Below are 12,032 nucleotides of genomic sequence, written 5' to 3' on the forward strand. Positions count from 1 at the left end.
GGCGGCCGGCTCACCGCGCCCGCGCCGCCAGTGGCTGGGTCAACTCGTCGTACACGCTGAGAACCTGGGCGATCGTGTCGTCCTCGGTCGGCCAACTCGCCGCCTGTGCAAGCCCGTCGGCCACCATCTCGGCGCGCCGCCGGGGATCCCCGAGCAGCCTGGCCACCACCCGCGCGAGCGCCTCCGTGTTCCCGTACGGCACGAGCTCCGCCGCGTCCCCCACGAGTTCGGGCACGCCGCCGACCGCGGTGGCGACCAGCGGGACGCCGAGCCGCAGCGCCTCCTGCGCCGACACCGAACGTGCCTCCCAACTGCTGCACAGCACCGCCAGATCCGCCGCGGCGAGCAGTTCGATCCGGTCGTCCCGGCCGCCGACGAGCCGGACGGGCAGCTCCTCGTTCCTGATCCGGCGCTGCAGGGCGGACCGTTCGCGCCCCTCGCCCACGATGACCAGGAGCGGTGCGGGGTCGAGCTCGCGCCACAGGCGTGCGACGTCGAGCAGTGCGCCGTACCCGTGATGCGGTACGAGACTTCCGCAGGTGATGATCAACGGCCGTTCCACCGCCCCGAGTTCGGCCCGCGCCTTGCCCGCGTGGGCGGTGGCGGGCAGCCGGGGGACGGGGGCGGAGACGGGTGCGAGCCGGGCGTCGCGCGCGCCCCGGTGGCGGGCTCGGTCGACCAGGTCGGACGTCGTGCCGAGCACAACTGCCGCCGCTCGGGCGGCCCTTCGCTCCATCAGCCGGATCAGCCGGCCGCGGGCCCCTTCGGCATGGGCGCGGGCGTGCCAGGTGACGACCAGCGGGACGCGCCGGCCACCGAGCGCGAGAGCGGCGCGCACGGCGGCGTGCGGCCCGTGCGCGTGGACGACGTCCGCCGTCAGGCAGGCGGCACGCAGTGCGGCGACGGAGGCGGGGTCACTGCGCCGGGGCACGGGGGCGAACTCGGCGCCCGTGCCGGAGTAGTCGTAGGCGTGGTCCAGTTCGGCCGGGGCGCAGACGGTGACGTGCACGCCCCTCGCCACGAGTCCCGCGGCCAGCGAGCTGACGTGGGCACTGCTGCCCGCGCTGCCGCCGCCCAGGACTTGGACCGTACGCAGCTGTGACACGTTGAATTGGCTCCCGGGACTCCCGAAGGGCTGTGATGGCACCGCCAAGGATGCCAGTCCGTACGCGCGTTCCTGCACGGTCGGGCCGCCGTTGCGGCCCGCACCGCAACAACCGGACCCGACCTATCACTCGCACGGGCGAGAAACCGGCACACGATTGACTCACGCGTTTCCGCGGCTTCCTCCGTCAGCGACCCGCCACCACCTGGACGAGTCGGCCGATCCGGTCCCCGTACGCCGCTGCCGCGACCAGCCCCGCGGCATGCGCGGCAAGTCCGGCCCGGCCCCGGCCCGCGACGATCGCGACCCCGAGGGCGGCCCCCAGGGCATGGGCCCCGGTGTCCCCCAGCATGGTCCGCTCCCCCAGGTCGTCGGCGACGAGCGCGGCCACGGCGCCCATCGGCGCGGCAGCGAGCCCGCCCCGCGGCAGGCCGGGGGCCCCGAGGGCGAGCACGGTGACGGCGGCCGCCGCGGGCCGTACGTCGACCAGGTTGACGAGATGGGCGGTTCCGGCGATCACGACCCCGGCGAGCACCCGGTCGACGGGCCGCTCCTCGATCAGCGCACCGGCCGCGAGCCCGGCGGCCCCGATCCCGAGGAGCTTCACCGCGCCGGAGGTCACCTCGCCCTCCCGCAGCGCACCCAGGTGGGCGCGGAACCCGCGGCGCGGATCGTCCGCCCCGACGAGGTCGTCGTACGCACCGCAGCCACCGGCCGCCAGCACGGCGAGCACGGCGGCGCACCGGGTACGGACCGGCAGCGGGAGGACGGCCGCTCCGGCCGCGGTGCCGAGGACGGCGGCCGGACCCGCGTACAGATCCACGGTGCGGCCCGCGTAGTTGGTGCGCTGCCGGAGCGGGCGCGACCGGGCCCGCAGCGCCCGGTACACACCCCCCGCGACGACGACGGCGACCGCACCGGACTTCGCGGCCCTGCTGAACGCTGCTCCCATGCGCGCCACCCTAAGGGCGGCCCCGGGCCCGCCCCTACCCGTCGGCCCGCGCCGCGGCCAGCAGCTCCTCCGCGTGGGCCCGCGCCGTCTGGGAGTCCTCCTGGCCCGCGAGCATCCGGGACAGCTCCCGTACCCGGTCCTCGCCCTCCAGGACCGTGACCCCACTGCTGGTCACCGACCCGTCGACGGTCTTCTCGACCAGCAGCTGCCGGTCCGCGAAGGCCGCCACCTGCGGCAGGTGCGTGACGACGACGACCTGGGCGGACCTGGCGAGCTTGGCGAGCCGCCGCCCCACCTCGACCGCGGCCTTGCCGCCGACGCCCGCGTCGACCTCGTCGAAGAGGTACGTGGGTACGGGGTCGGCGCCCGCGAAGACCACCTCGACGGCGAGCATCACCCGGGACAGCTCACCGCCCGAGGCCCCCTTGGCGATCGGCCGGGGCTGGGCGCCGGGGTGCGGGGCCAGCAGCAGCTCGACCTCGTCGGCGCCGGACGGCCCGTAGACCACGCTCCGCCCGTCGATCTCGATGCCGGACGCCTCGTCGGCCGCCTCGGCCTGCCGGATGTCGAAGGAGACCCGGGCGTGCGGCATGGCCAGCGAGGCCAGCTCCGCGGTCACCGCCTCGGCGAAGAGCGCGGCCGCCCGGTTGCGCGCGTCGGTCAACGCCTGGCCGAGGCCAGAGAGTTCGTCCCGCAGCGCGTCGCGTTCGGCGGTCAGCTCGCCGATCCGGTCGTCGTCGCCCTCCAGCTCGGTGAGCCGGGCGGCGCCCTCCTGGGCCCAGGCGAGCACGGCGCCGATGTCCTCGCCGTACTTCCGGGTGAGCGCGGTGAGCTCGGCGCGGCGCTCCTCCACGGCGGCGAGCCGCAGCGGATCGGCGTCCAACTGGTCGGCGTACCCGGCCAGTTCGCCCGCCACGTCGGAGAGCAGGATCGAGATCTCGCCGATCCGGTCGGCGAGCGCCGCCAGCGCCGGATCATGGGTGCGCACGGCGTCCAGGGACCGTCCGGCGGCGGCGACCACGGTCGTGGCGTCGACGCCCTCCGGGTCCTCCGGATTGCCCGCGAGCGCGGTGTGCGCGAGAGCCGCAGCGGAGGAGAGCGCCTCGGCGTGGCCGAGCCGTTCGGCCTCGGCGGCGAGGTCCACGTCCTCGCCGGCCAGTGGATCGACCGCGGCGATCTCGCCCAGCCCGAAGCGCAGCAGATCGGCTTCCTGGGCGCGTTCCCGGGCCCGCGTGGTCAGCTCGTCGAGCTCCGTGACGACGGCCCGCAGCCGCCGGTACGCCGCCGCGTACTTCGCGTGCGGCCCGGCGACCCCGTCGCCCGCGTACCGGTCGAGCGCCTGCCGCTGCCGGGCCGGCTTCAGCAGCCCCTGCTGGTCGGTCTGGCCGTGCACGGCGACGAGTTCGTCGGCGAGTTCGGCGAGCACCCCGACCGGCACCGACCGGCCGCCCAGATGCGCCCGGGAGCGCCCCTCGGCGGAGACGGTACGGCTGATCAGCAGCGCACCTTCCTCGATCTCGGCCCCGGCCTCCTCGGCCCGCAGGGCGACGGTGTCGCCGTCGGACACCGTGATCCGCCCCTCGACGACGGCGGCCTTGGCCCCGATCCGTACCAGGGCGGGGTCGGCGCGCCCGCCGAGCAGCAGCCCGAGGCTGGTGACGACCATGGTCTTGCCCGCGCCGGTCTCACCCGTCACCGCGGTGAAACCGGGTGACAGCTCCACCACCGCGTCGTCGATGACCCCGAGCGACCGTATCCGCATCTCCTCCAACACGGACACGACCTTACGAGGTCCGGGCGCCGCTGTGCGACGGACCCCGCCTCCCGGGGCTCACTCTCCCTTGTGTTCACGCATCATTCGCCACACCTCCGGGGGAATGTCCGACGGTCAGTGCGGTGCGCCCCGCCACCCCGAGACCGGCAGGGCGAACTTCGCGACCAGCCGGTCGGTGAACGAGGCGTGGTGCAGCCGCGCCAGCCGTACGGGCACCGCGCCGCGCCGCACCTCGACCCGTGCGCCCGCGGGCAGTTCGACGGTCCTGCGGCCGTCGCACCAGAGCACTCCGTGCGGGGTGTGCTGCTGGACCTCGACGGCGAGCACGGAGGTCGGGGAGGTCACCAGCGGCTTGGCGAACAGCGCGTGGGCGCTGATCGGCACCATCAGCAGCGCCTCGACCTCGGGCCAGACGACGGGACCGCCCGCCGAGAAGGCGTAGGCGGTCGATCCGGTCGGGGTGGCGCAGACGATCCCGTCGCAGCCGAACCCGGTCACGGGGCGGCCGTCGATCTCCAGAACGACCTCCAGCATCCGCTCGGGCGACACCTTCTGCACGGCCGCTTCGTTCAGCGCCCAGTCGGTGTGGACGATGTCGCCGTTGCTGTGCACCAGGACGTCGAGGGTCATGCGCTCCTCGACCTGGTAGGCACGGGTGACGACCCGGTCGACGACCTTGTCCAGGTCGTCCCGCTCGGCCTCGGCGAGGAAGCCGACCCGGCCGAGGTTGACGCCGAGCATCGGCACCCCGGACGCACGGGAGAACTCCGCGCCGCGCAGCAGCGTCCCGTCCCCGCCCAGCACGATCAGCAGTTCACAGCCGTCCACGGCCTTGGGCGTGGTGTCCGTGACCGTCTCCACGGACGACGGCAGCGGCAGATCGGCCGCCTCCATCGCCAGTACCCGTACGCCCAGGCCGCTGCGCAGCAGCCCCTGTACGACCAGTTCGGCACTGCGGATCGCGGCCGGGCGGCCGGTGTGTGCCAGAAGAAAGACAGTTCGTGCCGCATTCGTCGTCAACGAGGCCCCTCCGCCACTGCACGGTCGACATCTGCGGGATCCAGTTCAGGTGCTCCTGCCCGCAGCCAGAGAAAGTACTCGACATTTCCCGAGGGCCCCGGCAGCGGGCTCGCCGTCACCCCCCGCACCCCGAGCCCCAGCGCCCAGGCCCGGCGTGCCACCTCCCGTACCGCTTCGGCCCGCAGTTCGGGGCTGCGCACCACGCCGCCGCTGCCCAGCCGTTCCTTGCCGACCTCGAACTGCGGCTTGACCATGAGGACCAGGTCGGCGTCGGGGGCGGCGCAGCGCGCCAGGGCGGGCAGCACGAGACCCAGCGGGATGAACGACAGATCGCCGACCACCAGGTCCACCGGCCGGCCGTCGATCGCCTCCAGCGTCAGTTCCCGTACGTTGGTGCGGTCCTTGACGGTGACGCGTTCGTCGGACTGGAGCGACCAGGCGAGCTGCCCGTAGCCGACGTCGACGGCGACGACATGGCCGGCGCCGGCCCTCAGCAGCACGTCGGTGAAGCCACCGGTCGACGCCCCGGCGTCCAGCGCCCGGCGCCCCTCGACCTTCAGCCCGAGGGGGACGAAGGCGGCGAGGGCGCCCGCGAGCTTGTGCCCGCCGCGCGAGACGTACTCGGGGTCGCTGTCGTCCTTGATCACGACGACGGCGGCGCTGGTCTCGACCTGGGTGGCGGGTTTGGTCGCGGTGTTCCCGCCGACGGTCACCCGCCCTGCGGCGATCAGCTGGCTCGCATGCTCGCGCGAGCGGGCGAGCTTACGGCGTACCAGCTCGGCGTCGAGGCGGCGACGTGCCACTCCTGCCACGTTCGGTTCAGCTCCTGTTGTCGTACGAGGGCATCGGTGCGGGTACCGGTGCGGGTGCGGGCCCTGCGTCCAGCGCGGTCAGCGTTTCGCGCAGCCCACGGTGTACATCCTCGTACACCTCGATGTGTCCGTCCGCCGGGAGGTGGTCCGCATCGGCGAGACGCGCCAGCTCCGCGTCGACCGCGGCGTCGCCCGTGGGGGTGCGCACGACGCCGAGGGGCGCGGGCGCGGCGGGGTCGAGCGGGGCCCCGGCGGCCGGGTCCTCCGCCTCGCTCCCGGGCGGTGTTCCGGCTGCCGTCCCCGGTTGCGGCGTCGAGTCGCTCATGCGGGAAACGCTACCGCGCGGGGCTGCGGTACCGTCGGTCGCAATGGCGACCATGGCGGAGTGCCGCAGCGCACTCGACAGACTTTCCGACAACCTCGCGGGGGCCGACGGCGACGTGCGCGGCGCGGCCGCCCTCGACCGCTCGCTGAGCTGCCACATCAAGGACCTCGACATCACCTTCACCGGCCGGCTGGCCGATGGCCGGATCCAGGTCCTGGACACGGTCGACGGCGGGCCCCGCGAGAAGGCCGAGATCCGGCTCGCGATGACCGGCGACGACCTGGTGGCCATGGTGGACGGCGAGCTGAACTTCGCCAAGGCGTGGGGGTCGGGCCGGGTCCGCCTGGAGGCGGGCTTCCGCGACCTGCTGAGACTGAGATCGCTCCTGTAGCCGGGCGGGGCTTTCGGGCCGGACGGGCTGTTCCGGCCCTGCCCGACTCGTCAGCCCGCGGCCGTCGCCCCGGCGGCCGGTTCGGCCGTCGCCTCGCGCCACGCACCCGCCCCGTCACCGCGCGGTTTGCGCGCGGCCGGCACCACCAGCGGGGTGCCGGTCTCCGGGTCGTCGATGACCTGGCAGCGCAGCCCGAAGACCCGCTCCACCAGTTCCGCGGTGACGACCTCGCCCGGTGCCCCCTCCGCGATCACCTCGCCGTCCCGCATCGCGATGAGGTGGGTGGCGTACCGCGCGGCGTGATTCAGATCGTGCAGGACGGCCACCAGGGTACGCCCCTGCGCCTCGTGCAGCTCCGCACAGAGGTCGAGGACATCGATCTGGTGCTGGATGTCGAGGTACGTCGTCGGCTCGTCGAGCAGCAGCAGCGGCGTCTGCTGCGCGAGCGCCATGGCGATCCAGACACGCTGCCGCTGCCCGCCGGACAATTCGTCGACATAGCGATCGGCGAGCGCAGCGACGCCGGTCGCCGCCATCGATTCCTCGACAATGCGTTCGTCGTCCGGGGACCACTGGCGCAGCAGCCCCTGGTGCGGATACCGGCCACGCCCGACGAGGTCGGCGACGGTGATGCCGTCCGGCGCGATGGAGGACTGCGGCAGCAGCCCCAGCGTCCTGGCCACCTTCTTCGCCGGCATCCCGTGGATCGCCTGTCCGTCCAGGAGCACCCGACCGCTGTCCGGCTTCAGCATCCGCGAGAGCGCGCGCAACAGGGTCGACTTGCCACAGGCGTTGGGGCCGACGATCACCGTGAACGAGTTGTCGGGAATCTCGACCGAGAGATTCTCCGCGATGACCCGCCGGTCGTAGCCGAGGGTCACCGAGTCCGCGGTGAGGCGCTGCATGGTCGTACTCCCGGAGTCGCAGGTGATCGGGTGCGGGCGACGACACACCGAGCAAAACAAAGTTAGGTTAGCCTACCCTGTTTACGCTGCTGTCCTGGGGCCCTCCGCTACAGCTACAGCCCCAGCCTGGCGATCGCCTTGCCCGCGTCCAGTCCGCACGAACCGTCCCCGGCGTACGCCCAGGCCGCCCCGCAGAGCGCCCGCAGCCCGTCGAGCACGTCCCCGTCCCCCGCCAGCACCAGTTCGTCCCCGCGCACCGACGCCGTCCACTGCCCGCACACGAAGCCCTCGTCGCTCTCCGCCACCTCGGGCTGCCCGGTCAGCAGCCCCCGCAGATCCGCGTCCACGTATGTCGGCCGGTGCTCCGGCGGGGCGGCGACCAGCTGCGCCGCGTCCGTCACCCCGGTGAGCACCAGCAGGGAGTCCACCCCACCGTTGAACGCGCCCTCGATGTCCGTGTCCAGCCGGTCGCCGACCACCAGCGGGCGCTCGGCCCCGGTCCGCAGCACCGTCTCCCGGTGCATCGGCGGCAGCGGCTTCCCGGCGACCTGCGGCTCGGCCCCGGTGGCGATCCGTACGACCTCCACCGCCGCGCCGTTGCCCGGTGCGATCCCCCGGGCACTCGGGATCGTCAGATCCGTGTTGGACGCGAACCACGGCACCCCGCGCGCGATCGCGTACGCGGCCTCGGCGAACCGCCCCCAGGCCATGTCGGGGCCGCCGTACCCCTGCGCCACCGCGACCGGCTCGTCGTCCGCCGACTCCACCGGCACCAGACCGCGCTCCCGCAGCGCGACCCGCAGCCCCTCACCGCCCACCACGAGCACCCGCGCCCCGGCAGGCAGCTGATCGGCCATCAGCCGGGCCACCGCCTGCGCCGAGGTGATCACATCGGCGGGCTCCGCGGGTACGCCGAGCTCGGTCAGGTGGGCGGCCACCGCGGCCGGCGTCCGCAGGGCGTTGTTGGTCACGTACGCCAGGTGCATCCCGCCGTCCCGCGCCGCCCCCAGCGAGTCGACGGCGTGGACGATCGCGTGACCGCCCGCGTACACCACCCCGTCGAGATCCAGCAGCGCCGTGTCGTACGCCTCGTTCAACGCGGTACCGCTGCCGCTGGGCCTGCTCCTGCTCGCCTGACTCATTCTTTGCGCTCCTCGTCCCATGCTTTCTGTTCAGATCATCGCGCATACCGTCCGCCCACATACGATGCAGAAATGAACACATCAGGTCCGGCCGTCCAGGGACTGCGTCTGATTCCGTTCCGTGGACTGCGGTACGTTCCCGAGCGGGTCGGCAGTCTCGCCGCGGTGACCTCACCGCCGTACGACGTCGTCGTGCGCCCCGACGGTCTGCACCACCTGGAGTCGGCTGATCCGTACAACATCGTCCGGCTGATACTGCCGCAGGCGGACACGGCCGCGGCCCGTCACCAGCAGGCGGCGCAGACCCTGAAGCGCTGGCTGGCCGAGGGCGTCCTCGCGCCGGACAGCGAGCCCGCGCTGTACGTCTACGAGCAGCGCAACGCCGAGATCCTGCAACGCGGCGTCGTCGGAGCGCTGGCGCTGTCCGCCCCCGCCGACGGCATCGTCCTGCCGCACGAGGACGTGATGGCCCATGTCGTCGAGGACCGGGCCGACCTGATGCGCACCACCGCCGCCCACCTCGAACCGCTGCTGCTCACCTACCGCAGCGACGACGACGGCCCCGGCGCGACCTCCGTCATCGAGCGGACCACGGACCGCCCGCCGCTGCTCGCCACCACCACCGAGGACGGCTACCGCCATCGGCTCTGGGCGGTCACCGACCCGGCCGACCGCGCCGAGATCGAGACCGACCTGGCCCGCCACCAGGCCCTGATCGCCGACGGCCACCATCGCTGGGCCACCTATCTCCGCCTCCAGCAGGAGCACAGCGCACCGGGCCCCTGGGACTTCGGCCTGGTCCTCCTCGTCGACACGGCCCGCTACCCGCTCCGGGTCCGCGCCATACACCGGCTGCTGCACCGCCTCCCGGTCGCCGACGCACTTGCCGCGCTGGACGGCCTCTTCCGCATCCGCGACCTGGACGGGCCGCTTCCCCGGGCCCTGGACGCACTCGCCGAGGCGGCCGCCGAAGGCAACGCGTTCCTGCTCGCCGGCGACGGCGGCTTCCACCTCATCGACCGCCCCGACCCCGGCCTGCTGTCCCGGACGATTCCCACCGGCCGCCCGGTCGCCTGGCAGACCCTCGACGCGACAGTCCTGCACTCGGCCCTGCTCGACCACATCTGGCGGATCCCCGACGCGCCGGAACACATCGCGTACATCCACGACACCGCGGCCGCCGTCGAACAGGCCGAGCGTCACGGCGCGACGGCGGTCCTGATGCATCCGGTACGCGAGGAAGTAGTCCGGGACCTGGCCCGTCAGGGCGTCACCATGCCCCGCAAGTCGACCTCCTTCGGCCCCAAGCCGGCCACGGGCCTGGTCCTGCGCAGCCTCGACCTGGGCTGACCCGGCGGCAACGCTGGGACGACAGCAACAAAAAAAGGGCGGCCCCCCTCCCGGGGAGCCGCCCTCTCTCATGCCCTACGCCTCGGGCGTACGGTCCTCGTCCTCGCTGCTCTTCGCAGCGGCAGCCGACCCGGAAGCCGCGTCGGTCCCGCCCTCGCCCTCGTCCTCGTCCTCGTCGAGCGCGTCGACGAACTCGACGCCGTCCATCTCGGCGAGCCGGTCGGACGCATCGGTGGAGCCGTCCTTGTCGGCCTCCAGCGCCTTTCCGAACCACTCGCGCGCCTCGTCCTCACGCCCGGCCGCCAGCAGCGCGTCGGCGTACGCGTAGCGCAGCCGCGCCGTCCACGGGTGCACGGCGTTCGACGCGAGCTCGGAGCTCTGCAGCGTGACGATGGCCGCGTCGAGCTGCCCCATGTCCCGGCGCGCCCCGGCGGCGACCAGCCGCATCTCGACCTGTCCGGCCTTGTCGAGCTTCTGCACCTCGGGCTCGCCGGCCATGGCCATCGCCCGCTCGGGCCGCCCGAGTCCACGCTCGCAGTCGGCCATGACGGGCCACAGCTCCACGGACCCGGTCATCCGCTTGGCAGCCCGGAACTCCGCCAGCGCCTCCGAGTACTTCTGCGTGGCGTACGCGGCGAACCCGGCCGCCTCACGCACCGCGGCCACCCGCGAGGCCAGCCGAAGCGCGATCCGCGAATACGCGTACGCCTGCTCCGGGTCCTCGTCGATCAGCCGGGCCACCATGACCAGGTTGCGCGAGACATCCTCGGCCAGGGTCTTCGGCAGGCTCATCAGCTCCTGCCGCACGTCCTTGTCGATCTCGTCACCGGTGACGTCCTCGGGAATCGGCAGCCGCTTGATCGGCTCACGGTCCCGGTCGTCCCGCCGCTCGTACCCACCACGGTCGTCGCGCCCGCGGTAGCCACCCCGGCCCCCACGGTCGTCCCGCTGCCCGCGATATCCACCGCCACGGCTGTCGTCCCGCCGGAAGCCGCCGCCGCGGTTGTCGTCGCGCCGGTAACCGCCGCCACGGCTGTCGTCGTCGCGACGCGGCCCACGCGGCCGATCGTCACGCCGCTCGAAACCACCCGACGGACGCCCACCACGCTCATCATCCCGACGCGGCCCACGGAACCCACCACGCTCATCGTCACGACGCGGCCCACGGTCCCGATCACGGTCACGATCGTCCCGCCGGAACCCACCACCGGACCCACCGCCACGGCTGTCGTCCCGCCGGAACCCACCACCACGGCTGTCATCACGACGGTAACCGCCGCCACGGCTGTCGTCGTCGCGACGCGGCCCACGCGGCCGATCGTCACGCCGCTCGAAACCACCCGACGGACGCCCACCACGCTCATCATCCCGACGCGGCCCACGGAACCCACCACGCTCATCGTCACGACGCGGCCCACGGTCCCGATCACGGTCACGATCGTCCCGACGGAACCCACCACCGGACCCACCGCCACGGCTGTCGTCCCGCCGGAACCCACCACCACGGCTGTCATCACGACGGTAACCGCCGCCACGGCTGTCGTCGTCGCGACGCGGCCCACGCGGCCGATCGTCACGCCGCTCGAAACCACCCGACGGACGCCCACCACGCTCATCATCCCGACGCGGCCCACGGAACCCACCACGCTCATCGTCACGACGCGGCCCACGGTCCCGATCACGGTCACGATCGTCCCGACGGAACCCACCACCGGACCCACCGCCACGGCTGTCGTCCCGCCGGAACCCACCACCACGGCTGTCATCACGACGGAACCCACCACCGGAGCCGCCACCACGGCTGTCGTCGCGGCGAGGTCCACGGTCGCGGTCGTCGCGGCGGAAGCCACCGCCTCCGCTTCCGCCGGCGGGCCGGCTGTCGTCACGCCGGTAGCCACCACGGTCGTTGTCACGACGCGGCCCACGGTCCCGGTCACGGTCGTCCCGACGGCCGCTGAAGCCGCCTCGGTCACCACCGTCCCGGCGACGCGGCTCGCGCTCCGAACGATCGTCGGGAGAGTTGGTGGACATCTGCGTGACTCCTGTCATTGGGTACTACAAGACATTCTGGCGCAGCCGGACATCCGACGCGCTTCGACAAAAACAAAAGGACCCTTGGTCCCAGCGTGAACGCTGGGACCAAGGGTCCTTGAAAGATTGCTCGGCGGCGTCCTACTCTCCCACAGGGTCCCCCCTGCAGTACCATCGGCGCTGAAAGGCTTAGCTTCCGGGTTCGGAATGTAACCGGGCGTTTCC

General features: G+C 73.2%; 12 protein-coding genes and 1 rRNA gene. 2 read left to right on the plus strand and 11 right to left on the minus strand.

Features of this window, described 5'->3' with window-relative positions:
- Positions 1 to 10 precede the first annotated feature (10 nt).
- From ACFYY1_RS34055 to ACFYY1_RS34080, 6 genes are all read right to left on the minus strand, one after another.
- On the minus strand, positions 11 to 1,105 hold the full coding sequence (locus ACFYY1_RS34055; protein ID WP_388592402.1) for a glycosyltransferase family 4 protein: 1,095 nt from the start codon (positions 1,103 to 1,105) through the stop codon (positions 11 to 13).
- A 187-nt stretch (positions 1,106 to 1,292) separates the two neighbouring features.
- A complete protein-coding gene (locus ACFYY1_RS34060; RefSeq protein ID WP_388592403.1) occupies positions 1,293 to 2,057 on the minus strand; it encodes a hypothetical protein in 765 nt (254 codons plus the stop codon).
- Between the two features lie 34 nt (positions 2,058 to 2,091).
- On the minus strand, positions 2,092 to 3,837 hold the full coding sequence (gene recN / locus ACFYY1_RS34065; protein ID WP_388592405.1) for a DNA repair protein RecN: 1,746 nt from the start codon (positions 3,835 to 3,837) through the stop codon (positions 2,092 to 2,094).
- A 108-nt stretch (positions 3,838 to 3,945) separates the two neighbouring features.
- Positions 3,946 to 4,851, minus strand: a complete 906-nt coding sequence (locus ACFYY1_RS34070; RefSeq protein ID WP_388592407.1) for an NAD kinase — start codon at positions 4,849 to 4,851, stop codon at positions 3,946 to 3,948.
- Positions 4,848 to 5,663 carry a TlyA family RNA methyltransferase gene (locus ACFYY1_RS34075; RefSeq protein WP_388592408.1) on the minus strand — a complete coding sequence of 272 codons (816 nt, stop codon included), beginning with the start codon at positions 5,661 to 5,663 and terminating at the stop codon, positions 4,848 to 4,850. The genes ACFYY1_RS34070 and ACFYY1_RS34075 overlap by 4 nt, the downstream gene beginning before the upstream one ends.
- 7 nt (positions 5,664 to 5,670) lie before the next feature.
- On the minus strand, positions 5,671 to 5,988 hold the full coding sequence (locus ACFYY1_RS34080) for a hypothetical protein (RefSeq protein ID WP_388592411.1): 318 nt from the start codon (positions 5,986 to 5,988) through the stop codon (positions 5,671 to 5,673).
- 43 nt (positions 5,989 to 6,031) lie between these two features.
- On the opposite strand from ACFYY1_RS34080, the gene ACFYY1_RS34085 reads away from it, so the two are divergent.
- Complete coding sequence (locus ACFYY1_RS34085) at positions 6,032 to 6,379, plus strand: SCP2 sterol-binding domain-containing protein (RefSeq protein WP_388592412.1); 348 nt, start codon at positions 6,032 to 6,034, stop codon at positions 6,377 to 6,379.
- A gap of 50 nt (positions 6,380 to 6,429) precedes the next feature.
- Here ACFYY1_RS34085 and ACFYY1_RS34090 read toward each other — a convergent pair whose 3' ends face one another.
- Both ACFYY1_RS34090 and ACFYY1_RS34095 read right to left on the minus strand, forming a co-directional pair.
- The gene (locus tag ACFYY1_RS34090; protein ID WP_388592415.1) at positions 6,430 to 7,284 is read right to left on the minus strand and encodes an ABC transporter ATP-binding protein; all 855 of its coding nucleotides are present in this window, start codon (positions 7,282 to 7,284) and stop codon (positions 6,430 to 6,432) included.
- 113 nt (positions 7,285 to 7,397) lie between these two features.
- Positions 7,398 to 8,426 (minus strand): HAD hydrolase-like protein, encoded by a 1,029-nt coding sequence (locus ACFYY1_RS34095; protein ID WP_388592417.1) that lies wholly within the window; start codon positions 8,424 to 8,426, stop codon positions 7,398 to 7,400.
- 72 nt (positions 8,427 to 8,498) lie between these two features.
- Between ACFYY1_RS34095 and ACFYY1_RS34100 the strand changes: the two genes are divergently transcribed.
- Positions 8,499 to 9,776, plus strand: a complete 1,278-nt coding sequence (locus ACFYY1_RS34100) for a DUF1015 family protein (protein WP_388592418.1) — start codon at positions 8,499 to 8,501, stop codon at positions 9,774 to 9,776.
- A gap of 75 nt (positions 9,777 to 9,851) precedes the next feature.
- Here ACFYY1_RS34100 and ACFYY1_RS34105 read toward each other — a convergent pair whose 3' ends face one another.
- The 3 genes from ACFYY1_RS34105 to rrf form a co-directional block, all read right to left on the minus strand.
- Positions 9,852 to 10,628, minus strand: coding sequence for a tetratricopeptide repeat protein (locus ACFYY1_RS34105; protein ID WP_388592438.1), 777 nt, complete (start codon positions 10,626 to 10,628; stop codon positions 9,852 to 9,854).
- Positions 10,568 to 11,749, minus strand: coding sequence for a hypothetical protein (locus ACFYY1_RS34110; RefSeq protein ID WP_388592420.1), 1,182 nt, complete (start codon positions 11,747 to 11,749; stop codon positions 10,568 to 10,570). The genes ACFYY1_RS34105 and ACFYY1_RS34110 overlap by 61 nt, the downstream gene beginning before the upstream one ends.
- Positions 11,750 to 11,935: 186 nt before the next feature.
- A 5S ribosomal RNA gene (gene rrf, locus ACFYY1_RS34115) occupies positions 11,936 to 12,032 on the minus strand; the annotation flags it as partial.

Origin of the sequence: Streptomyces sp. NPDC001890, assembly GCF_042891445.1 — a bacterium.
Lineage (GTDB): Bacteria > Actinomycetota > Actinomycetes > Streptomycetales > Streptomycetaceae > Streptomyces.

Coding starts and splice junctions, on each gene's coding strand:
- ACFYY1_RS34060 (WP_388592403.1), bottom strand. CDS start 2,057: ATGGGAGCAGCGTTCAGCAGGGCCGCGAAGTCCGGTGCGGTCGCCGTC.
- ACFYY1_RS34080 (WP_388592411.1), bottom strand. CDS start 5,988: ATGAGCGACTCGACGCCGCAACCGGGGACGGCAGCCGGAACACCGCCC.
- ACFYY1_RS34085 (WP_388592412.1), top strand. CDS start 6,032: ATGGCGACCATGGCGGAGTGCCGCAGCGCACTCGACAGACTTTCCGAC.
- ACFYY1_RS34090 (WP_388592415.1), bottom strand. CDS start 7,284: ATGCAGCGCCTCACCGCGGACTCGGTGACCCTCGGCTACGACCGGCGG.
- ACFYY1_RS34095 (WP_388592417.1), bottom strand. CDS start 8,426: ATGAGTCAGGCGAGCAGGAGCAGGCCCAGCGGCAGCGGTACCGCGTTG.
- ACFYY1_RS34100 (WP_388592418.1), top strand. CDS start 8,499: ATGAACACATCAGGTCCGGCCGTCCAGGGACTGCGTCTGATTCCGTTC.